The sequence below is a fragment of the Roseateles sp. genome (assembly GCF_039595295.1).
GTDB lineage: Bacteria > Pseudomonadota > Gammaproteobacteria > Burkholderiales > Burkholderiaceae_C > Roseateles.
The window spans coordinates 25,716-49,118 of the sequence record NZ_JBCNLU010000034.1 but is presented as its reverse complement, the minus strand read 5'-3'; the positions used below and the strand labels follow the sequence as shown (position 1 = coordinate 49,118).

Genomic DNA, 23,403 nt, shown 5'->3' with positions numbered 1-23,403 from the left:
CAGACGTATTTCCGGCTGCAAAAGACCTGCTCTACTATTTCGTCGATTCCACGCCAAATCTTAGAAAAGTTGAACTTGAGGAATTAATACGCGGCGCAGGCGTGGACCTTGGCGACGTTCCGAAGTTAATCGACTTTCTTCTCTATTATGGAATTTTGGGAATTCGCGGGGTCGATGATCAGAGTCACTACATTTACAACGTCGCCTACGACCTAAAGGTGTTGCAAGTTCGCGTGGCGCGCGCGGGTGAAGACGCGATTTTCGTGATGAACCCTGCATTTCGTTCTGCGCTCGGAATAGTTGATTATTGAAGGGATCCGTTAACGAACAATGGCATCCTGCAGTATTCGAATGCAAGAGGGGCGTTGATCCACCCCGAGCCGTGACGCAACATAAGCTTTAATGTACGGCGTACGTTAGTAGGTGATCTTAGCGCATTTGTCGCACGCATGACAGGCACGCTGCGGGACGTTCCCGGGCACACGAAGGTCACCTCGGCTCGGTCTTTCCAGACCATGGAAGCGTTCAGCAGCGCGCAATCAGCATTCGCCGGGCGTTGACGCTGACCGCTCGATGTCGCCCAGGGCCGCCTGCACGGCGCCCGAGGGGGCGACGATGGCCAACGCGCCGGCGTGGAGCGACTCGACGGCGCCGCCGCGCAGCACTTAGATGAGGATGGGGTTCATGGCGGCGAGTCTAGGCACGTGCCAAAGACCGGCCGGCGGCTGAAAAATCTTGTCGATCCGGCCCGGCCTCGTTCGTCGTAGGGGGGATGAAGCGGCGGAACCGGTCCGCCGCGCCACCCTCAGGAGAACCCGACCATGCGATTCCTTTCGATGATCCGCATCGACGAAACCACCGCCCAGGCGCCCAGCGAGCAGCTGATGGCCGACATGGGCCAGCTCATCGAGGAGCTCACCCGCAGCGGCCAGCTGGTCAGTACCGCCGGGCTGCGGCCCACGTCGGAAGGCGCGCGGGTGCGGCTGCAACGCGGCGGGCGGCTCACGGTGCTGGACGGGCCCTTCACCGAGACCAAGGAGGTGATCGGCGGCTACGCCATCCTGGAGGCGCCCACGCTGCAGGAGGCCATCGAGCTGACACGGCGCTTCCTGAAGGTGCATGGCGACAACTGGGACCTGGAGTGCGAAGTGCGGCCGCTGGACGGCCCCGAGTTCGGCGGCCAGCCCTGACCAACCGGGCGGGCTGCTCGGGTGCGTCGCGATCGGCGCGCTTTTCTCGATGTCGGAGCTGCTGCGGCCCATCGCTTTCGACGCCGGCTGGTCCACCACCGGCACTTCAACCGCGGTGACGATCGCCTTCGTCGCAATGGCGGTCGGCAGCATCGGCTGGGGCACGCTGTCCGACCGTGTGGTCCGGCGCATGGTGGGGGTGGCGGGGGCCGCCCATCGGCGAGAAGCATGACGCTTGAGTATTTCGCGGTGGCGTCTTGGCAGAGCCCAAACTTGATCGGAAGTCCAACCCTCACGCCTCCGACCTTGGATCCGTTGGGACCTAGTCGACGGACCGGGCGCTGAAAAGTTCCTCACCGTCGTGCAGTGCGAGACCTTGTGCACAGACCAGACACTTGATGGCGACATTCAGTGCGACCACGTCGTCATGTTGGCAAGTTGTGGTGACTTGTTGGCAGCATTCGGTCCAGTTGTTGGCAACTTTCGGTTCGCGATCGCGGCACCCGGGACAGAGCGTTTCATCGCAGCGAGCGCTGCAAACGGCACCGAGCCCACGTCGACCACGAGCGCACGAATCTCTGGAGCCACATAATCCACATTGTGAGCTTTTACTGAGTCTCTCTATCCCCAGTCAGCGGTGCCGACGCCGATTCCCGCGGGCATCGGGCTTGCCGGCTTGTGTTCATCCATCCACCTTTGGCCAGGAGCTCTCATGCCCAGCACGACCCCCAGCACCGCAGCTCGCAAGACGACCGCGCGCCGCGCCACGAGCAAGACCCCTGACGCGATCGCGCTGCTGCGCGCGGACCACAAGAAGGTCAGCGATCTGTTCGAGGAGTTCGAGAAGGCCCGCAGCACGTCCCGCAAACGCGAGCTCGTCGCCCAGATCTGCCTGGAGCTCACGGTCCACGCGCAGATCGAGGAAGAGATCCTCTACCCCGAGGTTCAGGCCGCGCTCAAGGACAAGGAACTCGTTCCCGAGGCTCGGGTCGAGCACCAGAGCATCAAGGACCTGATCGCCGCCGTGCAGGACGTCGAACCCGACGGCGAGGACTACGACGCCAAGGTCACCGTCATGGGTGAATGGGTCAAGCACCACGTCAAGGAGGAACAGAACGAGATGTTCCCCAAGGCGAAACAGTCACGGCTGGACCTGGTCGAGATGGGCGAGCGTCTGCGTCAGCGCAAAGAAGAGTTGATGGCGGAGCAGCAGCGCCATTGAGTCCTGGACGACCACGTCGGATCGGCGCGATCACCGGTCCGGCGACCTGCGGGCGCGCTGCCTGCCTGAGCAACTCACCCGCCCGTCCTCCATGCCACGACGCCGCCCACCCTCCTCCCGCACCCTCGAGCGCCAGCTCCACAGCTTTGGGCTGCGGACCTGGCGCCCCGGTCAGCGCGACGTCATCGATCGCGTGCTGCGCGGACTGAATACGCTGGCGGTGATGCCTACGGGTGCCGGCAAGTCCTTGTGCTACCAGTTGCCCGCGACGCTGCTGCCGGGACGCACCGTCGTCGTGTCGCCGCTGATCGCGCTCATGAAGGACCAATGCGAGCGACTGGGGGCGCTGGGTGTCGCCTGCGCCCAGGTCCACAGCGGCCTGCCCGCCGCAGCGCTCGCCGAGCAGGAAGCCGCGGCGATCGACGGCACGGCGCAGGTCGTGCTGCTCACGCCCGAGCGCCTTGCGGACGAGGCGTGGATCGCTCGCCTGGCTGAACGTCCTACCGACTTGCTGGTCGTCGATGAGGCCCACTGCATCTCCGAATGGGGCCACGACTTCCGACCGGCCTTCCTCAAGCTGGGGGACGCCCGCCGGGCGCTGGGCGGGCCGACGGTGCTCGCGCTGACGGCGACAGCCACCGACGAGGTGGTCGAGGACATCGCCCGGCAGCTCGACATCCCGGCCGCCGGATGCCTGATCGGCGGCAGCTATCGCGCCAACTTGCATTACCGCGTCGAGCTTTTGGCCGACGACGCGGACAAGCTGCGGCGTCTGCTCGAGATGCTGGCCGGCCCGCCCGATGGAGAAGCCCATGGCGACGGCGAGGCCGGACCTTCGACCATCGTCTACACCGCCACGGTCAAGTCCGCGCAGGCCGTGCACGAGGCGCTGCTCGCCGCGGGCGTGTCCTCGACGCTCTATCACGGTCGCCTGCGCGCCGCGGCGCGGCACGAGGCGCAGGATCGCTTCATGCGCGGGGAGATCCGCGTGATGGTCGCAACCAACGCCTTCGGCCTGGGCATCGACAAGCCGGACATCCGCCGCATCGTTCACTACCAGCTGCCGGCGGGTCTGGACGTCTACTACCAGGAGTCCGGACGCGCGGGCCGCGACGGCGGGCGCGCCGACTGCACGCTGCTGTTCGTCCCGGGCGATCGGGCGGTGCAGCAGTTCTTTCTCAATGGGCGCTACCCGGTCCCGGCGGATGCGCAGGCGGTGATGGAGGCGCTGCGCGGGCCTGCGCCCGACGGCACGGCATGGACGCTGGAGACGCTGCGGCAACGGCTGAAACGGCCGCTGAACAAGCTGCGCGTGCTGACGGCATTGCTGGCGGATGAGGGTTGGCTGTCCGTGCAGGACGAACGACTGCGCCTGGTCGATCCTCCCCCAGGCGATGCGCAGGCCTTGCGAGAGGCAATGAGCCGCTATGTGGCCAAGGGCGAGCAGGACCGGCAGCGCCTGGAACAGATCGTGGCCTACGCGCAGTCCGGGCGCTGTCGATGGCGCGACATCCTGGAAGCCCTGGACGAGGCGACCGTCTTCGATCGCTGCCACGGATGCGACAGCTGCGAGCGCATGGACGCCCACGAGCGCGAGGCCGAAGCCGAAGCCGAAGCCGAAGCCGAAGCCGAAGCCGTTAGCAAGACCGCGCAGCCGGAAGCGATTTGACGCGGCCACGCCGCGAGCCCAGCACCCGCGCGGTCTCCGTCATCATCGGCGTCATGAGCGCCCATCCGATCGCCAGGGCCGTCAACGCAGCCGGGGCGTCCGGAAACTGCCCGGCCCCCAGCCGCACCGCGGCCAGGTACGACATCGGCCCGCCCACCGCGCCCAGGGCCGCCGCGACGAGTGGCCGCCCGTGCAGCCAGGACAGCGGCCCTCTCAGCAAGGTCGCGAACAACGCCCACAACGCCAGAATCCACACTGGCGCCCATTGAGGAAGCGGTCCGGGCGCCGCATAGCGGACCCAGCCCTCGCGCAGCATCCAGGTGTCCCACGCAAGGCCGATGAGCACGGCCAGTGCGGTGAGCATGAGTTCCTCGGTGCGCCGATCGCTCAGCAACAGATTGGCGAGCACCACCGAAGCGACCGCCGCGACACCCCACATCGCCCGACCGTGCGCAGCCCCGAGCACGCAGGCGAACCAGGCTGCCTGGAAGAGACCGAACTGAGCGACCGCGATCAGCAGTCGCTTCGTCCGTCGCGCGGCCGGCGGAGTCATCGGAGGCATCCTTCATCGGGTTGAGTTCCCTCTACGGCGGAGCCGTCGATTCGGATCAGTCCTCCGCGCTCATGGCCGCTGGCCCTCACAGCTGCCAGGTCGGCCCCGCATCGTCGATCTTGACGTGCGCGCCGGGTCGAAAACCGGCCGCCTGCAGCGCATCCCGCGCCAGACGAGCGGCCGGTCCGACCCGGCCGATGCAGGCGCGCGATGCGTCGTCCATCAGCGATGCGTAGAGCGGCAAGGCAGGCAGCAGCTCGGCGAAGTCACGGCGCCATTGCGGTCCGACGCCCGGGGCGTCGGGCTGTTCAGGCAGGAAGCGCGCGCCCAAGCCCCGCCAGAATGGCGACAGGCCGTCCCCGTCGCGATGGCCCTGAAGATCCACGACCAAGCGCCCCTCGCCGTCATGCGACTTCACGATGCTCATGAGCACCTGCCGGAGCTTGAGCGCGCCCTCCTGCGCGTGCGGATCCACCGCCAGATCGGTGATCTCGCCCGCATCGCACAGGTCGTTGCCCAGCAGCAGGATCTGCTGCGGGTTGAACAGGCGCAGTTCCTCGGACAGATGCACCAGCTTGCCCACATGGAAGTGGAAACGCAGCGCATCGCTCGAGATCGTCCCGGCGGGCTCGCCCCCCCCGTGCGTGGCGGTCGCCGACATCGGCGGCACCAGCCGCGCGCAGGCCAGGAGACGCTGCTCGTGCGTCAACACGAACAGCGTGTGACCCGGCGCGAGCGACCGCTGCAAGGGCTCGCCCAGCTGATTGACCCAGGTGGCCATCGCCTCGCGCCAGTCGGCCGGCAGCAGGCCGGGGGTGTCGACACGTTCGACCTTCATTGCGCGCCCTCCTCGTCGTCAGTCGCCACGACGAGCGGCGCCACGTCCACCTCCTCGCCGGCCCGCAGGCCCAGCCGCCGCGCGACCTCGGCGCCGGACTGCAGCGTGGTCGTCGACGGCCCCACCAGGCCCAGCGTGGCTCGGAAGGAGGCCCGGTCCCCCGCCGCGACCAGATGCCACTCGGCCGCGGGGCGCGCCTCGCCCGACGTCACCGTCAAGCGGCGCGCCGCCCGCACCGTCGCCAGCCGGTCGAGGTGCGCCACCACCGTCGGCCCGGCGTCGAAGACGTCGACATAGGTGTCCGTCTCGAAGCCCTCACGGAACAGGATCTGGAACGGCAGCTCCCCCACCGGATGCAATTGGCCGATGCTCACCTGCGCCTGCGGCGGGAGCAGGCCGACGTAGATCGGCGTGCGCGGCATCAGGTCGGCGATCAGGGACTTGCTGCGACCTTCGCTCACTTGCTCCGCCTGGGGATAGCTCATCTTGAAGAAGCGTTCTCCCACCGCCGACCAGAACGGCGAGTGCCCTTGTTCATCGGACACGCCGGGCATCTCCGCCGCGATGCGCGCCCCCGCGAATCGATCCGTGAAGCGCCGGATGAAGAGCAGCCGCGCGCGCGACAGCAGCTCCGGCGCGACGGTGGACTCGTACTCGGGCTCGATGTAGAAGGAGGTCAGCAGCGTCGACCCCGTCAGGTCATGGCACAGGTGCAGCGTATGCATGCGCCGGGTCACGCGCAGGCCGCGCGACCCGTGGACCATGAACTCGTTGCGATAGCTGTAGAAGCGGTCATGGAAGCCGGCGCTGGCGGCGATGCCGCTGCAGCCGATGACCCGGCCCGCATGCTCCAGCAGGAAGAGATAGGACTCCTCGCCGCTGGCGACGTCCTCGGACTGGAAGGACTGCTCGGCATGCGCGAGCCGACGGCGCAGCTTGGTCGGGTCTTGCGGCAACGAGCCGATGCCGTGGACGCTGGAGGCGGCGATGCGCTCCAGCGCGGGCAAGTCGGCGCTTGTGGCCGGCCGCAGCAGCAGTTCGGTGGGGTTCAAGCGTCCTCTCCTCGATCTTGGGCGCGAGCGCCAGGCTCGCACGGGGTCACGGCGGGCAAGACAGGGTCGGCGGCCCGGACGCCGCCGGCCGTCACGCCAGCGGCGGCGGAGGACCCCGGCGCACGCTCATCGCGCGGGGTGCGGCCGAATCTGGCCTTGTACGCATTCGAAAAGTGCGGCCCCGACGAGAAGCCGCAGGTCAGACCGACCTGCAAGATCGACTGGCCGCTTTGCAGCAGCAGTCGCCGCGCGCGCTGCAGGCGCAGCTCCAGGTAGTGTCGCGAGGGCAGCGTGTCGAGGTGGCGCTTGAAGAGCCGCTCCAGCTGCCGACGCGACACGCCGCACAGCCGGGCCACATCCTCGGTCGGCAAGGGCTCGCCCAGGTTCGCCTCCATCAGCGCCAAGGCTTCGCGCAGCTGGGGGCTGGCCGTCTGGCTCAGCCGCCCCGGCCGAGGCTGCGGCTCGGACGCGGCGCGGCCGCGCTCCAGGCCCAGCAGCGGCGCCAAGTCGGGCAGCACCTGGTCCCCGTGGCGCGCCGCCAGCCAGGCGAGCAAGGCATCGATCAGCGCGGTGCCGCTGGGGGCGGTGAGGATCTCCCAGCCCTCCTCCGCGCCTGGGACGACGGCGCTGGCCGCCCAAAGCTGCGTGGTCCAGATCACCGCTGGGAACTCGGCCTGCAGCGCATCGGCGCTGCTCCAGGGGCAGGCGGCCCGGCGGCCGTCCAGCAGACCGGCTCTCGCCAGCAGGCTCACCGCGCTGCCGCTGGCGCACAGGGCGCTGCCGTTGCGGGCGAGCTCGCGCAGCGCGGCACCCAGGTGCGACTGCTCGGCCTCGTTCCGGACGGCGCCGTCGAAGCCGCTGTGCACGTGCGCGTCCTGGCCGACGACCACGACCACGCCCCAAGGCTTGTCGACGCGCAGGGCCTCGGTTTGCACCCGCAGGCCGGCGCTGCCGGCGACCGGACCGCCCCCCAGCGACAGCACGCTCGGGCCGAGCAGATAGGGCTGGTCCAGCAGGTCGGCCGCGGCTTGCAAGGCAGACAGCGCCGCGCCCAACGCCAGCGCGGAGAACCCCGGCAGCACCAGGGCGGCGGTCGGCGCGTAGCGGGAGTCACTCATGGGCACGGATCGGCATGGCGGCACTGTAATCGCCGCCGCGATTCACCACCCCACCCATTGCGGCGCCAGGCTGGGGATCGCCAGCATCGTCAGCGCCAGCGCGACGAAGATCAACTGCAGCGGCAGCATCCATCGCACCCAGCGGCCGAAGGGAACGCGCGCCAGGCTCAGCACGCCCACGGTGATGCCCGAGGTCGGGATGACAGGCGTGCTCAGCTCGCCGAACTGGAAGGCCAGGATCGCGCTCTGCCGGCTGACCTGCACCAGGTCGCTCAGCGGCGCCATCACCGGCATCGTGAGCGCGGCCTGTCCCGTGCCGCTGTGGATGAAGAAGTTGATGACGGACTGGATGCCGTACATCTTGTGCAGCGAGAAGACCGCGTGCTCGGACGCTACCCAGGGCGCCAGGCCGTGCAGCATCGCGTCGATGATCTGCGCGTCGCGCATCAGCACCACCGTGCCCTTGGCCAGGGCGATGATCAGCGCGGTGCCCGCGAGGTCCTTGGCGCCCGTCAGGAAGTGCCGCACCCAGGCGTCCTGCCCCATCCGCGCGATCAGGCCGACGACGATCGCCATCGCAAGAAAGATCGCGGCGATCTCCTCGATGTACCAGCCGAAGTGCACCACGCCGACGATCATCGCGCCCAGCGTCGCGGCGAAGCTCAGCAGCACCAGGCGCTGCGTCCCGTCCACACCCGTGAACGACGCGATCGCCTCCAGGTCCAGCGCGGCGCGCTTGTGCTCGTCGTCAGCGAAGCAGGGACTGGACTCGGGCCGCTGGCGGATGCGACGCGCGTGCCACATCAGAAAGGCGATGGTGACGCCGGTGAACACGACCCAACACACGAACCGGTAGCCCAGCCCCGAGAACAGCGGCACGCCCGCCAGCCCTTGCGCCACGCCCACGTTGAACGGGTTGAGGAAGGCCGTGGCGAAGCCCACTTGCGAGCCCACGAAGGGGATGGCCACGCCGATGAAGGTGTCGTAGCGCAAGGCCAGCGCCAGCGGCACGAAGATCAGCACGAAGGGGATGGCCTCCTCCGCCATGCCGAAGGTCGCCCCGCCCAGGGAAAACAGCGTGACGAAACCGGGGATCAGCAGTGCGCGCACCAGCGCCGATCGATGGTGCGCCTTGGCCACCGCCTTGATCAGCGCATCGATCGCTTGCGTGGCCTGCAGCACCGAGAAGGCGCCGCCCACGATGAGCACGAAGCCGATGATCAGGCCGGCCTCGACGAAGCCCTTGATCGGCGCCATCAGCACCGCGGCCGGGCCCTGCGGCTGGCTGGCCACCACCTGGTAGCGGGTCGGGTCGATGACCGGTTTGCCGTCCACCAGCGTGGTCGCGTACCGGCCACCCGGGACGACCCAGGTGGCTGCGGCGATCAGCACCAGCAGCGAGAAGATCAGGACGAAGGTGTTGGGCAGGCGAAGCGTCTTGGGGATCATCGTGAACTCACAGCGACAACAACTTGCCGGACCGGAACGCGGTCGGACCGGCGATCTTGCCCAGGCGCAGGCCGCGCGTGGCCCAGCGCCGGGCGGCGCGTGCGAACAGGGTCCCGTCGACCTCCGCGATCACCGGCTCGCGGGCGCTGGTGGCGGGATCGACGATCTCCGCCACGCACTCCCCTGCTTTCACCCGATCGCCGAGGGCGCGATGAAAGACGAGGATGCCGCTCGCGCTCGCGATCAGCGGCTGAACGCCCTCCAGCGGCGTCGCGGCGCAGCGCGGCTGAGGCAGCGCGGGCACGTGGCCCTGGTCCCTGCCCAGGATGTGGCCGGTGTCTTGGAGGAACTCCACCAGCGCCGTCGCATCCTGGATCGCCAAGGCGTCGTCCACGTCGGTCTCGCCGCGCAGCTCGACCGTGGCGGCGAAGCAGCCCGCCACCGAGATCGGACGATCGCCGAAGCGCTCCGCCAACTCCCACCAATGGCGCGACAGGGACTCGTCGAAGGGGTCGTCGCCCGAACAGGCGCACAGCAGCAGCGCCTGGGCGCGCAGTCGTCTGGCCAGCTGTGCGGCCAGCTCGGCCTGCGGCGTGCCCGCGTAGACATGCAGGGTCGCCTCGTGGTCGCAGTGCAGGTCCAGGACGATGTCGGCATCGATGGCCAGCGACTGCAACAGTCGCTTGAGCGCGTCCGTCTCGGTCACTGGCACGAGCTCTGCAAGCGCCCGCCCCGCTGCCTCGCGGATCAGCCGGGTGTTGGCCGATGCATCGTCGGTCCAGCGGTCCCCCACGCCTGCGCCGATGCGATCCGTCAGATGCTGGAACTGCCGGTTGAAGTTGATGCCCGAAGCCATGTCGAAGCGACCGTGGTGCGCGCCCTGCAGCGACTGGGACAGCCCGATCGGGTTGGCCATGGGCACCAGGACGATCTCGCCGGGAATGGCTCCGGCCTCGTCGAGTTCGGCCAGCAGCGCGCGCAGGTGGTGGGCCACCAGCATCGGCGGCACCTCGTCCGCATGCAGCGAGGCTTGCAGATAAGCCTTGGCGCCGGTGCGCCGCTGCCCGAAGTGAAGACTGCAGAGCGCGCGGCGCGTGCCGTGCGAGGCGCTCGGCAGCTCGTGGTGACGCTGTTCCATGCTCATCGCTCCCCGGCGGAGGGGGCCGGAGGCGCGTCCAACACGGGCGCGATCGGCTCGTACAGCGGCGACGCGACCCGGGCCGGCCTGACGTCCAGGTGGACGTTGACGACGGTGTAGTCCTCGCCGCCGAATGCGCCGGTGAACCAGCCGCGCGTGTCCGCGCCCTTGTACAGGCGGAACTCGAATGCCGTCGGCGCGTCCCTGCCAGGTGGACCGTCCAGTCGTGGCTTCAGCCGCGCGGCCAGCCCACGCAGCTCCGCGGCCTGGCCGTCGAGCAACTGGGCCATCGCCTGCGCGATCGTGTTGTCGCCCAGGATGTCGGCGTAGAACGGCTCGTCCTTGAAATAGGGTTTGAAGTCGGAGGCCCCCGGATCCAGGAAGCTGCTGGCGCGCTTCTCGGCGGACGCGGTGACCGCGCCCGTGCGCAGGTCGATGCGATCCCCCCGGTCCAGGTAGCTCAGGCGCGCGTTCTCGAGGTTGAAGCCGCCCAGGCGCGGATCCGTCCTCGCTTCACGGAGGTCGACGAATAGCGCGCCCCGTGCGCCGATCACCTCGGCTTGATCGGCATGGATGACGGCGGCGCTGTTCTCCTCGACACCCAGTCCCGCGCGATAGCCCTTGGCCAGCATCAGCGGCAGCATGCGGCCGATGCGGCCGCGCTTGAGGAAGTGCTGGTCGATGAAGAGGTCCGGACCGACGAAGCCCAGGCCGCGGTCGATCTCCACGCCCTCTCTCAGGCCGCCCTGCATCACACCGAGCACGTCCTGCGCATCGCGGAACATCACCCGGCTCATGATCGCCGCGCCCGCGCTGGTGCCGGCGACGACGCCGCCGCGGCGATACACCTCCCAGATCGCTTCGAGCATCGGCGTGGGCCGGCCCTGCGGTTGCAGCGTGTCCACGATCAGCTCCTGGGCGCCGCCCGAGAAGAAGACGCCGGTGGCGCCACGCACGCGCGCCAGCAGCGCCGGGTCGCGCACGGCGGCCTGCAGCGCGTCCGGCGCCAATCTCGGGGTGACCGGCACCGCCTCGGCCTGGGCGCCGCGACGGCGCAGCGCCTCCACGATCTGGGCGGCGGCGCGCTCCGGATTCGCGGCCGCGGTGGCGAATACGGCGAAGCGCGCGCGGCGTCCGCCGGCCTCGTCGACGATGCGCTGCCACACCGCGTCGTTGTCGAACTTGAGCGCGCCGCCGATCACGATGGCGGTCTGCGCCTGGGCGGTCGAGGCCGCCGCGGTGAGGGCGAGAAGGGCCAGCGCCCTGCGGATGGAACTGCGGGATGGATGCATGGCGAAATGGTGCGGGCCGGCGGGACGGATCGCGACAGGGTTGCCCCGTGGCCGCGCCTTGCATGCAAGCCGATGTCGCAATCCCGCAAACCGCGGCGCGTGCGCGCCACGGGTCGAGCGCCGGGCTTGCAGCGAAGCGACGCGCGCTTGCATCGGTGCGACCGCCCCGCCAAAACCCGATGTCCTGCGGCGGACAGCGACTTCTAGAGTGCTTCGCAAGGACGGCCGAGACGCCGACCTGCGCTTCCCCAACTCTTCGAGGCCCCACATGATCACGACACAGGTTTCGCGTCCGCACGTCATCGCGCTCGCCGCCGCTCAAGCCGCCACCCTGCTCCTGGCCACCGCCGCGGTCGCGGTGCAGGCGCAGGAGACCGGCAGCCAGACGCTGGAGCGGGTGGAGATCACCGGCTCCAGCATCAAGCGCCTGGAGGGCGAGACCGCCCTGCCCGTGCAGACGATCAAGCGCGAGGACATCGCCAAGACCGGCGCCACCACGGCCGCCGAGGTGATGCGCAACATCAGCGGCAACGCCGCCGGCCTGACCGACGGCGCCAGCATCAGCGACAACAACGGCGGCCAGCGCGGCTTCAATGGCGCGAACCTGCGCGGCATCGGCGTGTCCAGCACGCTGGTGCTGCTCAACGGCCGGCGCCTGGCCAACTTCGCCTCGCCCGGCGACAGCGCCGGCGTGGACCTGAACAACATTCCCGCCGGCGCGATCGAGCGCGTGGAGATCCTCAAGGACGGCGCCTCGGCGATCTACGGCACGGACGCGATCGGCGGCGTCATCAACTTCATCACCCGCAAGGATTACCGCGGCGTCGACCTGAACGCCTCCTTGTCCGGCACGCAGGAGGGTGGCGCGGGCAAGCGGACCGCCTCGGTGGCCGCGGGCTACGGCGACCTCGGCCAGCAGGGCTTCAACGTCTTCGGGGTGCTGGATGTGCAGAAGCTGGATGCGCTTCGCTCGACGCAGCGCGACTTCCTCAAGGAGCGTCCGCTGTCCGAGCTGCTTCCCTACTACATGTCCAGCCGCCCCTACCCGGCGAACCTGCGCCTGTCCGGCAACGCGGCCACCCGCGCCGCGCAGTTGGCGGCGATCAACGCCGCCGGCTACACGATCGGCGGCAAGCCCTTCACCGACCGCACCGTCAACCTGTTCGCGCCGAGCTGCAATCCGCCGGCCAGCGTCTTCACGCCCGGCACCCAGACCTGCGGCTACGACTACATGGCCGACACCGAGATCTATCCCGATGCCAGCAAGACCAGCTTCCTCGGACGCGGCGTGCTCAAGCTCGGGGATCGCAGCCAGGCCTTCGTCGAGATCTTGCGCAGCCAGGCCCGGACGACCTATGTGCTGTCGCCCAACCCGACCAACTTCAGCGGCGTGAGCGTCGCCGCGCTCAACCAGAACCTGCCGCGTCCGATCAACTACAGCGGCACGGTCGAGGTCCGCATGCGGGCCACCGAACTGGGCAACCGCTCCAACGAGGTCACCAGCGATGCCGAGCGCTACGTCGCCGGCGTCACGGGCAGCTTCGCCACCGACTGGGACTACACGGTGGCGGCGAGCTACGCCAGGAACAAGTCGCAGGACAAGTACGTCAACGGCTACTTCCTCTTCGACCAGCTCGATGCCGGCGTGAAGAGCGGCTTGATCAATCCGTTCGGGCCCTCGTCCGCGGCGGGCAAGGCGCTGATCGACGCCATCCGCGTCAACGACGTGGCGCGCAGGTCCAGCGGCATCACGCAAGGGCTGGATGCGAAGCTGACCGGCTCGCTGATGGAGCTGGCCGGCGGGCCCTTGGGTGTCGCCCTTGGCGCGGAGCTGCGCCGCGAGAGCCAGAGGTTCACGCCCTCGGCGCTGCTGGTCTCCAACAACATCGGCGGCGACCGCGACAGCTCGCTGGACCCGGGCGTGCCGGACACCTCGCTCAAGGCCACGAGCAACGGCCGCAACATCGCCTCGGCCTACACCGAGCTGAACGCCCCGCTGAGCAAGGAACTGGAGTTGCAGGCCGCGCTGCGCTTCGATCGCTACCAGGGCGTGGGCAGCACCACCAACCCCAAGCTGGGCGTGCGTTACCAGCCCAACCGCCAACTGCTGCTGCGGGCCTCGGCCGGCACCGGCTTCCGGGCCCCCTCCTTCAGCGAGCTGTATCGGCCCACCAGCTATGGCTCCAGCCCGGCTTTCATCTACGACAAGGTGCTTGACAGCTTCGACCAGTGGGCCACCCGCAAGGAGGCCAATCCCAATCTGAAGCCGGAGCGCTCGCAGCAGTTCTCGGCCGGTCTGGTCGTCGAGCCGGCCCGCGACATCAGCCTGAGCCTGGACTACTGGCTGATCAAGAAGCGCGACGTCATCAGCGACCTGTACGAGAAGACCATCCTGGAGAACCCCGAGCGCTACGCCCCGTACATCGAGCGCAACGAGTTCGATGAGCCCACGATCGTGCTGCGCAAGGAGAACCAGGGTCGCCTGAAGACTTCGGGGCTGGACCTGGAGGCCAACCTGCGCAGCGGCGCCGGCGCCTGGGGTCGCTTCGGCCTGAATCTGAGCGGCACCTACATCCTCGAGTACAAGCGCCAGTTCGGGCCGCTGGAGCCCTACGTCAGCAATGTCGGCCGCTTCCTCAACGATCAGGTCATCCAGCGCTGGCGCCATCGCGCCTCGGTGGACTGGGAGTTCGGCGACATCAACCTGACCCTGGGCAACACCTTTTACGCGGGCTACCAGGATGACAGCTACCTGCCGGACACGGCGCCGCGCCGGGTCAAGGCCTACTCGCTGTGGGACGTCTCGGGCGCCTGGAAGGTCAACAAGATGCTGCGCGTGCGCGCCGGCATCCAGAACCTGGCCGACACCGCGCCGCCCTTCTCCAACCAGAGCTACTACTTCCTGTCGACCTACGACCCGACCTACACGGACCCGCGCGGCCGGACCTTCTATGCCAGCGTGAACCTGTCGTTCAAGTGAGCGCGGGGCGCCGGGCCATCGGCAGCCGGCGCCCCAGGCCCGCGCCGGTCGTGCGCCCGCGAGCATGCGGGCACACGGCGGCGCGGGCAGATCGCGATCAGAAGTCCGCGCCGACGGGCGCGACGGCCTCCCTGCTCTCCTTGGCCTCCTGCGCCACGGTGGCGTCGGTGGTCAGGATCAGCCCGGCGACGGAGACCGCGTTCTGCAGCGCGGTGCGCGTGACCTTGGTCGGATCGATCACGCCCATGGCCAGCAGATCGCCGTACTCGCCAGTGGCCGCGTTGTAGCCGTGGCTGCCCTCGGCGCGCGCCACCCGGTCGACCACGACCGAGGGCTCGTCGCCCGCATTGGCGCTGATGGCCCGCAGCGGCGCTTCCAGCGCCCGTCGCACGATGCCGATGCCGGCATCCTGGTCGGCATTGGCGCCGCTCAGGTCTTTCAGCGAGGCGCGCGCGCGCAGCAGCGCCACACCGCCGCCGGGCACGATCCCCTCCTCGACCGCAGCGCGGGTGGCGTGCAGCGCATCGTCCACGCGGTCCTTCTTCTCCTTCATCTCGACCTCGGTCGCCGCGCCGACCCGGATGACCGCCACGCCGCCGGAGAGCTTGGCCAAGCGCTCCTGCAGCTTCTCACGGTCGTAGTCGGAGGTGGCGTTCTCGATCTCCGCCAGGATGGTCTTGCGACGAGCCTCGAGCTGCTCCGGCTGGCCGGCGCCATCGATGATGGTGGTGGCGTCCTTGTGGATGTCCACCCGCGCCGCGCGACCTAGATCGGCCAAGGTGGCCTTGTCCAGCTGCTTGCCGACTTCCTCGGCGATCACCGTGGCGCCCGTCAGCACGGCGATGTCCTGCAAGATGGCCTTGCGGCGGTCGCCGAAGCCCGGTGCCTTGACCGCGGCGACCTTGAGCACGCCGCGCATGCTGTTGACCACCAGCGTCGCGAGCGCTTCGCCGTCGACGTCCTCCGCCACGATCAGCAGCGGCCGGCCCGCCTTGGCGACCTCCTCCAGCACCGGAAGCAGCTCGCGGATGCTGGAGATCTTCCTGTCGCACAGCAGGATGGCGGGATCTTCCAGCACCGCGCTCTGCTTCTCGGGGTTGTTGATGAAGTACGGAGACAGGTAGCCGCGATCGAACTGCATGCCCTCGACCACATCGAGCTCGCTGTCCAGGGACTTGCCGTCCTCGACGGTGATCACCCCTTGCTGCCCGACCTTCTGCATGGCCTGCGCGATCAGGTCCCCGATGGCCGGATCCGAGTTGGCCGACAGCGCGCCGACCTGCGCGATCTCCTTGCCGGTCGAGCAGGGCTTGGACTGCGCCCTGAGCGCCTCGACGACGGTTTCGCAAGCCCGGTCGATGCCTCGCTTGAGGTCCATGGGATTCATGCCGGTGGCCACGAGCTTCATGCCCTCGTTGACGATGGCCTGGGCGAGCACGGTGGCCGTGGTGGTGCCGTCGCCGGCGACATCGCCGGTCTTGGACGCGACCTGCTTGAGCATCTGCGCGCCCATGTTCTCGAGCTTGTCGCGCAACTCGATCTCCTTGGCGACCGACACGCCGTCCTTGGTGATCACCGGGGCGCCGAAGCTGCGCTCCAGCACCACGTTGCGACCCTTGGGACCGAGCGTGACCTTGACGGCCTCCGCCAGCGTGTTGACGCCCTTGACGATACGGGCACGGGCTTCGTCACGGAAATGGACTTCCTTGGCAGCCATGGTGGTACTCCTTGAATCTCCTTGAAGTGAATGGATGAAGCGATGTCCGGGTGGCCGCTTCAGGCGGCCTTGAGGGAGGACTTTGCGCCGGGGCCGGTGTCGATGACGCCCAGCACGTCCTCCTCGCGCAGGACCAGAAGCTCCTGATCGTCGAGCTTGACCGTCTGGCCGGCGAACTTGCCGAAGAGCACACGGTCACCGGACCGGAGCTGCAGCGGCCGCAGCGAGCCGTCCTGCAGCAGTCGGCCCGTGCCCACGGCGACCACCTCGCCCTGCTCGGGCTTCTCCGCGGCGGTATCGGGAATCACAATGCCCGAGGCAGTCTGACGCAGCGGATCGATACGCTTGACGATGATCCGGTCGTAGAGGGGACGGATTTGCATCTTGGGTCTCCTTTCAGATGGCAGATGATTGACAAGAGGTCGGGCACCGAGGGCCCGACGGTTCAGCGATCTGGCGACGGCGCGATCGATTTCAAGGCCCCGCCCTCGCGTCCGCGACAGCGGCCACGTGCGCTTCGCGCACCGAGCGGTCACAGCAGGACGATGCGGTCGATGCGACCGAGCTGATAGCGGCTGCGCGAGATCCGCGTGCCCACCGCCGCGCGGGGCGCCACCGGGCAAGGGGGCAGGCGGCGGCCATCCGGCAGCAGGCTGTCGTCCTGGCCTGCCGAGCCCCACAGGCCGTCGGCCACGGGGCGGAACTCCCAGCGCACGTAACCCAGGCGTGCCGCCGTGTCGCGCAGGTCGGCGCGATCCGGCGCCTGCGCCACGAGGTGCGAGTCGTCGTCGGGATCGATCGGGTTGTCTCCGAAAGCCTGGCGGCAGGCCACGGCCTCGCTGGCGGAAGCGCCCACCGTGTTGCACCCTCGCCGCTCTTCCCGCAGCAGATGCCAGGCGCCGAGCTGCCAAGCCGCATCCAGCATCTGCTCATCGAGCTGTTCCAGCCGGCTCCAGGGCTGGTTCAGTTGCAGGGCGGAACTGGGCAACGGCGCGCGCCGCAAGGACTCCCTCCCTGTCGCTGGGCCCCACGAGGCGGCCGACGATGGGCCAAGCGGGGAGGACGAGCGCTGTCGCTCGTCGGTCGCGAAACCGTGCCAATGGAGCAGAAGCAGCATCGGAGACGATCTGCGCGCAAGCGTGCTGAGCACGACGGCGGCCAGGGGCCTGCGCAAGATCGCCACCTGCTGCCGAATGATGTCGAGGATCATGGTCGGCGGAGGGAACTCGGACAGACGTGGACGATTTTTACGCAGGCGTCCGGGGCGAATCAAGGGGTCGCGCGTCGCCCGCGTCGCGCCAGGTCTCCGGCCATCGTGAGCCAGCGTCGGCCGTCCTCGCGAACCGGCGTCAGCAGACCCTTGGCTTCCAGCCGACGTTGGACATCTTCGCTGATGACGCGGCCACCGGGCGCCTGCGGGATGAAGTACAGCGCCTCACGCTCCTCGGGCGTGAGCGCCATGTCATGGGCTGTCATCGGAAATCGGAAATCGGAAATCGGGAGTTGTCGTCACGGCGGGGCATCCGCCAGTCCAGGCGAGCCAGAGTGGTGCCGCCGCGGCCGACTTCAATGCCTGCAGGCGCGAAGGCCGGGTGATCCGATCCGCGTCCGGCGCCGTACATCCCCGATGGCGACCCTTCCCGTCCCCCCGCCGTCCGTTGGCCCTGCGAGGGTCGTCAGCGCCCGTGATGACGGCGAGGCCGTGCGTTCGCTGGTCATCGTCCTGGGCGATCAGCTGGATGCGACAAGTTCGGCATTCGACGACTTCGACCCGGGTCGCGATCTGGTCTGGATGGCCGAAGTGCGCGAGGAGTCCACGCATGTCTGGTCCAGCCGTATCCGCATCGCTCTCTTTCTGGCCGCGATGCGGCACCACGCCGTGGCGCTGCGATCCATGGGCCGGCGAGTGGACTACGTGCGCCTCGGCGATGCGGGCAATGCGGGCAGCCTGGCCGGCGAGCTTCGGCGGGCGCTGGCGCGGTGGAAGCCCGCGCGCGTGCTGATGACCGCCCCCGGTGACTGGCGCGTGCTCAAGGCCTTGCGCAGCGCCGCGAGCTCGGCGGGGTACGCGATCGAGGTCCGCGACGACCGCCACTTCTTCTGCACCGTGCGCGAGTTCAGCGCCCTTGCCGAGGGCAGCCGTAGCCTGCGCATGGAGCCCTTCTATCGGCAGATGCGGCGTCGGCGCGACGTGCTGATGAACGGCGACGAACCGGTGGGCGACCGCTGGAACTTCGACGCCGAGAACCAGCGGCCTTTCCCGCCCGGCGGGCCTGGTTTCCTGCCCGAGCGCCTGCGCGTGGAACCCGACGATCTGACACGCGAAGTGCTGACCCTGGTCGAGCGCGAGTTTCCCGATCATCCGGGCACGCTGTCGGACTTCGACTGGCCGGTCACGCGCGAGCAGGCCTTGCTCGCCCTCGATCGCTTCATCACGGACCGGCTGCCCGAGTTCGGTCAATGGCAGGACGCCATGTGGCCGGAGACGCCCTGGCTGTGGCACGCGCAGCTGTCCGCCGCGATGAATCTCAAGCTCCTCGGCGCCCGCGAGGTGGTCGCGCGCGCCGAGCAGGCATGGCGGGACGGCCACGCCCCGCTGGCCAGCGTCGAGGGGTTCATCCGGCAGGTGCTTGGATGGCGCGAGTACGTGCGGGGCGTCTACTGGACTCGCATGCCGACCCTGGCGAGCGGCAATGCGCTCGGCGCCGAGGGGACACTGCCGGGCTTCTACTGGACCGGGGAGACCGAGATGGCCTGCCTGGCCGACGCGCTGCGGCAGACCTTGCGCCTGGGCTATGCCCATCACATCCAACGGCTGATGGTCACGGGTCTGTTCGCGCTGCTGCTGGGCGTGCGACCCGACCGGGTGCACGCGTGGTACCTGGCCGTCTATGTCGACGCGGTCGAATGGGTGGAGCTGCCCAACACGCTGGGCATGAGCCAGTTCGCCGATGGCGGGCAGATGACGAGCAAGCCCTACGTCGCCAGCGGCAAGTACATCGAGCGCATGAGCAGTGGCCGACACTGCGCACGCTGCCCTTACCGTCCCGACCTGCGGACCGGCCCCGACGCCTGCCCGTTCACCACGCTGTACTGGGACTTCCTGCTGCGCCACCGAAGCCGTTTCTCGACACATCCGCGCCTGGGCGCGCAGGTGCGGCACCTGGAGCACCTGTCCGACACGGAGGTCCAGGCCGTTCGCGGCCAGGCGCGACAACTGCGCGAGCGCTGCTTCACCAGCTAGCGCGGGTGGCTGCGGCCTGGCATGGCGTCCCGGCCCAGGAGACGCCGTCTTGATCGCAGTCGGCATGATCGAAAGCACCGCGCCGCCACGGCCCGCGGCGAGTCCCCTGCCTACAATCCGCCCGCTCCGAGGCGCCCAGGAAGGCGCACGCAGAAGCAAAGATGAACGAATGGGAGGATTCTGATGTTGACACTCATCGGCCGCCGCGCGGTCGCCGTCCTGGCGCTGGCCCTGATCACCGGCTGCGCCACCAATCCCCGGGTCGCCCCGGAGAAGCTCGAGACGCGGCAAGGCGTCGTCGCCGTGAAGGTGGCCGCGCTTCAGCGGCTCGGCTTCTCCAATGGCAAATGGACCGAGCTGACCGTAGTGGAGAACACCACCGGCGCGGTCACCACCTTGCAGGACCAGACCGGCGTCGACGACCAGCATGCGATCTTCGTCATGCCGCTGCCGGCGGGCCAGTACTCGATCCGCAACCTGGGCGCGCCCGGATTCGCGGGCGGACCTTTCGGGCTTTTGCCGGCGCTGGTGCTCATGGCGATGACCTCGGACTTCCATGACACGAAGCAGACGCTGTCGGGCTTCACCGTCACCCCGGGCAGCCTGACCAACCTGGGGGTCGTGGTCGCGGCGCCGCCGGCCGCAGGCGAGAAGACGATTCAGCTGGCCACGCTCCGTGACGCTCGCGCGCTGGACGCCACGGTGGCGGACATGAACGCGTCCTGGCGCCGCCTTGTCGCCCCGCTCAAGGCCGATGCGGGCGGGCCGACGGATCCCGCCCAGTACGATCGCGCCGCCGAACTGGTGCGTACCCGCGCGACCTACCTCTCGCCGATGGACCTCACGCGCGACGGCCGACTGATCTTCGGCACCGCGCTGGGCATGATCCAGGTGCGCAGCCCCGACGGTCAGTGGTCGACCCTGTCCACCGGCAGCCTGGACACGCTGGGCTACGTGAAGGAATTGAGCGACGGCCGCATCGTGGCCGCGACGCAGAGCGGCGGCTATCACGTGTGGAATCCCACGGAGCGCAGCTGGACCTACCGGCGCGTCACCGAGGACGGTCAGATCGCCCATATCGAGCCCATGGGTGATGCGGGCTTCGCGCTGCTGGTGCGCAAGTCGTCTCAGTTGGGAACGCCGCCCGAGATCAAGCTACTCTTCGTCGACGACCTGCTGGGCGACAAGCCGGCTCGGGAGTCGGTACGTTTCAAGGACTTCCCCGCGCTGGGCCGCATGCCGGTCTTCTTCGACGGGCGGGACCTGCTCGTGGCCCTGAACCACGTCGGCATCACCCGCACCGCCGATCTGCACCGGATCGATCCCAGGACGCTGGTCGCCCGCAAGGAAGACCTGTCGACTTGGCTGATGGATCTCCGGCGACTGCCGGACGGCACTCTGCTGCGCCAGCGGATGAACGGGATGTCGGTCTTCCTCGACCGGTCGGCGGATGAGGGCAAGACCTGGAACGAGGTCGGCACGGGCGGCGGCATCGCGCCCACGCCTCGCTTCCTCGACGGTCAGCGCGGCTACGACCTGTCGCTGGTCTCCTCCGGCATGAGCACCGCCACCATCAGCCTGGTCCGGACGACGGACGGCGGCAAGAAGTGGGAGAAGGTCGGCAAGACCTTCGAGACCGGCGGAACGGGGACTCCAGCGCAGCTGATCCTGAGCGCCACCGGTCAGCCCATGGTCTTCACCGGCGCCGAACTCCTCACGACCGCGGACGAGGGCAAGACCTGGTCCGTGGAGTGGCCGCGCAAGAAAGGCGGCTGAGACCGCCTCGGCGCCCGGTCGGTGTCCTGCGCGCGGCGCAGGGCAGCCGGCGGCGTCACTCCTCGGCCACTTCGGTCCCGGCCTCCCCGCATCGGATCGCGCTGGCCCGCAAGGCCTCGAACGCCGCACAACGCCGACTCTCCGCCGGATCCTCCAGATCCGGATGGGCGACGACCTGGTACGCCTCCCGCCGCCAAGGCTTGTCCGGGATGAAGCGCCACTGCGCGTCGTCCGGCCCCAGCGCCGTGCGCCCGGCCACGCGGCGGCCATTGCCATCGAGTACCGCGATCAGCGCCTCGCCGGTTGAGCTGATTGGCGTCCGAAGATCGACGACCAGTGCATCCCGGCTGCCCGCACGCGGCGGATTCCATCGCCAAGCCTCGACGTCCAACGGCCGCGACACCGGCGTCGCCACGTGCCAGGTCTTGACGGCGGGCGCGCGGCCGGGGCGCTCGTCGAGCACCCGCAGCGACACCGTCTCGCCGACCACCAGCGCGCGGCCCGCCTCGACGCACAAGCGCTTGTCGGGCGAGGGCATCTGCGTGATCGACGTCGACACGCGCGGGGTCTTGATCAGGTCGACGACCTTCACCTTGCCGGCGGTGTCCACCGCGACCAGCGCCGGCGTGCCCGCGCCGGCGCCCTTCTCCACCGACAGCGTGATGTACGCCGTCTCGCTGCCGGGGCGTACGGCCATGTCCTCGAAGCGGAGCTTGTCCGAGCTCGTGTGCAGCGCACGCGCGATCGAGGCGGACACGTTCTTCAGGTTGAAGTACGCGGACGTTCCGGGCGCGGAGGCCGGCAGCGTGAGCGCATGCAGCCGACCGCCGCGCCAGTCGGCAACGACCAGCGTGTCGGCATCGATGAAGGTCATCGCGCCGGCCGATTTCACGACGGCAGCGGCGGCGGCGGCGGACCAGGTCGGCGTCGCCGATGCGATCAGACCCAGCGCGAGCAGAGCGGGAATCAGACGGACGGGAAAGGGCGTTCTCATGGAAGCGTCTCCGAAAGGTGATGCCGCACTGTCGGATGCGCGACCCGCCGCGCACAGTCGACGATGGGCTATCGGCGCCCTGCTCTTTCGGGTCATGTCGAGCCCAGCCCCGCCCCCTTGCCCCGTCCGGGTGATCGCCTGGGACCTGCCCCTGCTGTCCGCCACGTGACTCCGCCGTCCGGCCATCAGGGTGACACTGACGCGCACGCCCTCACCGCTCACGGAGACCGCGATGATCGAGACCTTCCAACGCCGCCTGCCCAGCGGCATCACGCTGAGCTGCCGCGCCGCCGGCGTGCCCGGCCGGCCGCTGCTCGTGTTCCTGCACGGTTTCCCGGAGGCCGCCTTCATCTGGGATGAGCTGCTCGAGCACTTCGCCGATCCCGCGCACGGCGGCTACCGCTGCGTCGCGCCCAACCTGCGCGGCTTCGAGCGCTCCAGCGCGCCGACCGAAGTCGCGGCCTACAAGCCGCAGCTGCTGGTCCAGGACATACATCAGCTCGTCGCAACCGAGAGCGCCGACGGCAAGATGGCCGCGCTGATCGCGCACGACTGGGGCGGCGCCTTCGCCTGGGGCTTCGCCAACGCGTTCCCGGCGCAGACGGGCCGGCTGGTCATCATCAACTCGCCGCATGCGGGCACGCTGTCGCGTGAGCTGCGCGAGAGCGAGACCCAGCGCGCGGCCAGCGCCTACATGAACTTCCTCGCCCGGCCCGATGCGGAAGCGCTGCTCGCCGAGGACGACTATCGACGCCTGTGGCCCTTCTTCACCAACATGAAAGCCGGCGAGGACGGCTTCGGATGGCTGACGGAGCCGCTCAAGCAGCGTTACCGCGAGGTCTGGGACGCGGGGCTGACGGGCGCCTGCAACCTCTACCGCGTCACGCCGCTGAAGCCGCCGCAGGAGGGGCAGTCCATCGACGTCATCCCGGTCCTGCCGCGCGAGCGCCTCACCGTGAACGTCCCCACGCTGGTGTTCTGGGCGCTGGACGACTCGGCGCTGCTGCCCGGCCTGCTCGACGGCCTGGAGGACTACGTCCCGGATCTGCGGGTCCGCAAGGTCCCCGGCGCGACGCACTGGATCGTGCACGAGCAGCCCGGACTGCTCGCCGAGGAGATCGGCGCCTTCCTCGGCAAGGCCTGACCCCATCGCGTGACGTCGCGCCGATTG

The 23,403-nt window shown here is 69.1% G+C and carries 20 protein-coding genes and 1 pseudogene; 9 read left to right on the top strand and 12 right to left on the bottom strand.

Annotated elements, in window-relative coordinates; genetic code table 11:
* The 5 genes and pseudogenes from ABDW59_RS19800 to ABDW59_RS19780 all read left to right on the top strand — a co-directional run.
* A partial coding sequence (locus ABDW59_RS19800; protein WP_343632297.1) for a hypothetical protein occupies window positions 1–311 on the top strand: 311 nt, incomplete at its 5' end.
* 510 nt (window positions 312–821) lie between these two features.
* Entirely contained in the window at window positions 822–1,190 is a 369-nt protein-coding gene (locus ABDW59_RS19795; protein WP_343632295.1) for a YciI family protein, read from the top strand.
* Window positions 1,191–1,239: 49 nt separating this feature from the next.
* Window positions 1,240–1,401: pseudogene (locus ABDW59_RS19790) on the top strand (MFS transporter); the annotation flags it as partial.
* 501 nt (window positions 1,402–1,902) lie between these two features.
* Window positions 1,903–2,412, top strand: coding sequence for a hemerythrin domain-containing protein (locus tag ABDW59_RS19785; protein ID WP_343632293.1), 510 nt, complete (start codon window positions 1,903–1,905; stop codon window positions 2,410–2,412).
* A gap of 91 nt (window positions 2,413–2,503) precedes the next feature.
* Window positions 2,504–4,081 (top strand): RecQ family ATP-dependent DNA helicase, encoded by a 1,578-nt coding sequence (locus tag ABDW59_RS19780; protein ID WP_343632291.1) that lies wholly within the window; start codon window positions 2,504–2,506, stop codon window positions 4,079–4,081.
* Here the strand turns inward: ABDW59_RS19780 and ABDW59_RS19775 are convergent.
* The 7 genes from ABDW59_RS19775 to ABDW59_RS19745 form a co-directional block, all read right to left on the bottom strand.
* Complete coding sequence (locus tag ABDW59_RS19775; RefSeq protein ID WP_343632289.1) at window positions 4,050–4,634, bottom strand: DUF2878 domain-containing protein; 585 nt, start codon at window positions 4,632–4,634, stop codon at window positions 4,050–4,052. The genes ABDW59_RS19780 and ABDW59_RS19775 overlap by 32 nt on opposite strands.
* Window positions 4,635–4,719: 85 nt before the next feature.
* Window positions 4,720–5,472: an arginine N-succinyltransferase gene (locus tag ABDW59_RS19770; protein WP_343632288.1), complete on the bottom strand. Its 753-nt coding sequence runs from the start codon at window positions 5,470–5,472 to the stop codon at window positions 4,720–4,722.
* The gene (locus ABDW59_RS19765; protein WP_343632286.1) at window positions 5,469–6,524 is read right to left on the bottom strand and encodes an arginine N-succinyltransferase; all 1,056 of its coding nucleotides are present in this window, start codon (window positions 6,522–6,524) and stop codon (window positions 5,469–5,471) included. The genes ABDW59_RS19770 and ABDW59_RS19765 overlap by 4 nt, the downstream gene beginning before the upstream one ends.
* A complete protein-coding gene (locus ABDW59_RS19760) occupies window positions 6,521–7,642 on the bottom strand; it encodes a helix-turn-helix domain-containing protein (RefSeq protein ID WP_343632284.1) in 1,122 nt (373 codons plus the stop codon). The genes ABDW59_RS19765 and ABDW59_RS19760 overlap by 4 nt, the downstream gene beginning before the upstream one ends.
* Window positions 7,643–7,684: 42 nt before the next feature.
* Entirely contained in the window at window positions 7,685–9,091 is a 1,407-nt protein-coding gene (locus ABDW59_RS19755) for a YfcC family protein (protein ID WP_343632282.1), read from the bottom strand.
* 7 nt (window positions 9,092–9,098) lie between these two features.
* Entirely contained in the window at window positions 9,099–10,229 is a 1,131-nt protein-coding gene (locus ABDW59_RS19750; RefSeq protein WP_343632280.1) for a succinylglutamate desuccinylase/aspartoacylase family protein, read from the bottom strand.
* A gap of 2 nt (window positions 10,230–10,231) precedes the next feature.
* The gene (locus tag ABDW59_RS19745) at window positions 10,232–11,521 is read right to left on the bottom strand and encodes a cyanophycinase (protein WP_343632278.1); all 1,290 of its coding nucleotides are present in this window, start codon (window positions 11,519–11,521) and stop codon (window positions 10,232–10,234) included.
* Between the two features lie 268 nt (window positions 11,522–11,789).
* On the opposite strand from ABDW59_RS19745, the gene ABDW59_RS19740 reads away from it, so the two are divergent.
* Window positions 11,790–14,501: a TonB-dependent receptor gene (locus tag ABDW59_RS19740; RefSeq protein WP_343632276.1), complete on the top strand. Its 2,712-nt coding sequence runs from the start codon at window positions 11,790–11,792 to the stop codon at window positions 14,499–14,501.
* A gap of 97 nt (window positions 14,502–14,598) precedes the next feature.
* Here ABDW59_RS19740 and groL read toward each other — a convergent pair whose 3' ends face one another.
* From groL to ABDW59_RS19720, 4 genes are all read right to left on the bottom strand, one after another.
* Window positions 14,599–16,218: a chaperonin GroEL gene (gene groL / locus ABDW59_RS19735; RefSeq protein ID WP_343632274.1), complete on the bottom strand. Its 1,620-nt coding sequence runs from the start codon at window positions 16,216–16,218 to the stop codon at window positions 14,599–14,601.
* Between the two features lie 59 nt (window positions 16,219–16,277).
* Entirely contained in the window at window positions 16,278–16,601 is a 324-nt protein-coding gene (locus ABDW59_RS19730; protein WP_343632273.1) for a co-chaperone GroES, read from the bottom strand.
* 149 nt (window positions 16,602–16,750) lie between these two features.
* A complete protein-coding gene (locus tag ABDW59_RS19725; protein WP_343632272.1) occupies window positions 16,751–17,206 on the bottom strand; it encodes a diguanylate cyclase in 456 nt (151 codons plus the stop codon).
* 281 nt (window positions 17,207–17,487) lie between these two features.
* Window positions 17,488–17,694, bottom strand: coding sequence for a hypothetical protein (locus ABDW59_RS19720; RefSeq protein ID WP_343632271.1), 207 nt, complete (start codon window positions 17,692–17,694; stop codon window positions 17,488–17,490).
* Window positions 17,695–17,920: 226 nt separating this feature from the next.
* On the opposite strand from ABDW59_RS19720, the gene ABDW59_RS19715 reads away from it, so the two are divergent.
* Window positions 17,921–19,462, top strand: a complete 1,542-nt coding sequence (locus ABDW59_RS19715) for a cryptochrome/photolyase family protein (protein ID WP_343632270.1) — start codon at window positions 17,921–17,923, stop codon at window positions 19,460–19,462.
* Window positions 19,463–19,645: 183 nt separating this feature from the next.
* Window positions 19,646–21,238: a hypothetical protein gene (locus ABDW59_RS19710; protein ID WP_343632268.1), complete on the top strand. Its 1,593-nt coding sequence runs from the start codon at window positions 19,646–19,648 to the stop codon at window positions 21,236–21,238.
* 55 nt (window positions 21,239–21,293) lie between these two features.
* Here the strand turns inward: ABDW59_RS19710 and ABDW59_RS19705 are convergent, their stop codons facing one another.
* On the bottom strand, window positions 21,294–22,232 hold the full coding sequence (locus ABDW59_RS19705) for a hypothetical protein (protein WP_343632266.1): 939 nt from the start codon (window positions 22,230–22,232) through the stop codon (window positions 21,294–21,296).
* A gap of 232 nt (window positions 22,233–22,464) precedes the next feature.
* Here ABDW59_RS19705 and ABDW59_RS19700 point away from each other — a divergent pair, with 232 nt between their 5' ends.
* Entirely contained in the window at window positions 22,465–23,376 is a 912-nt protein-coding gene (locus tag ABDW59_RS19700; protein WP_343632264.1) for an alpha/beta fold hydrolase, read from the top strand.
* The last annotated feature ends 27 nt before the right edge of the window (window positions 23,377–23,403 follow it).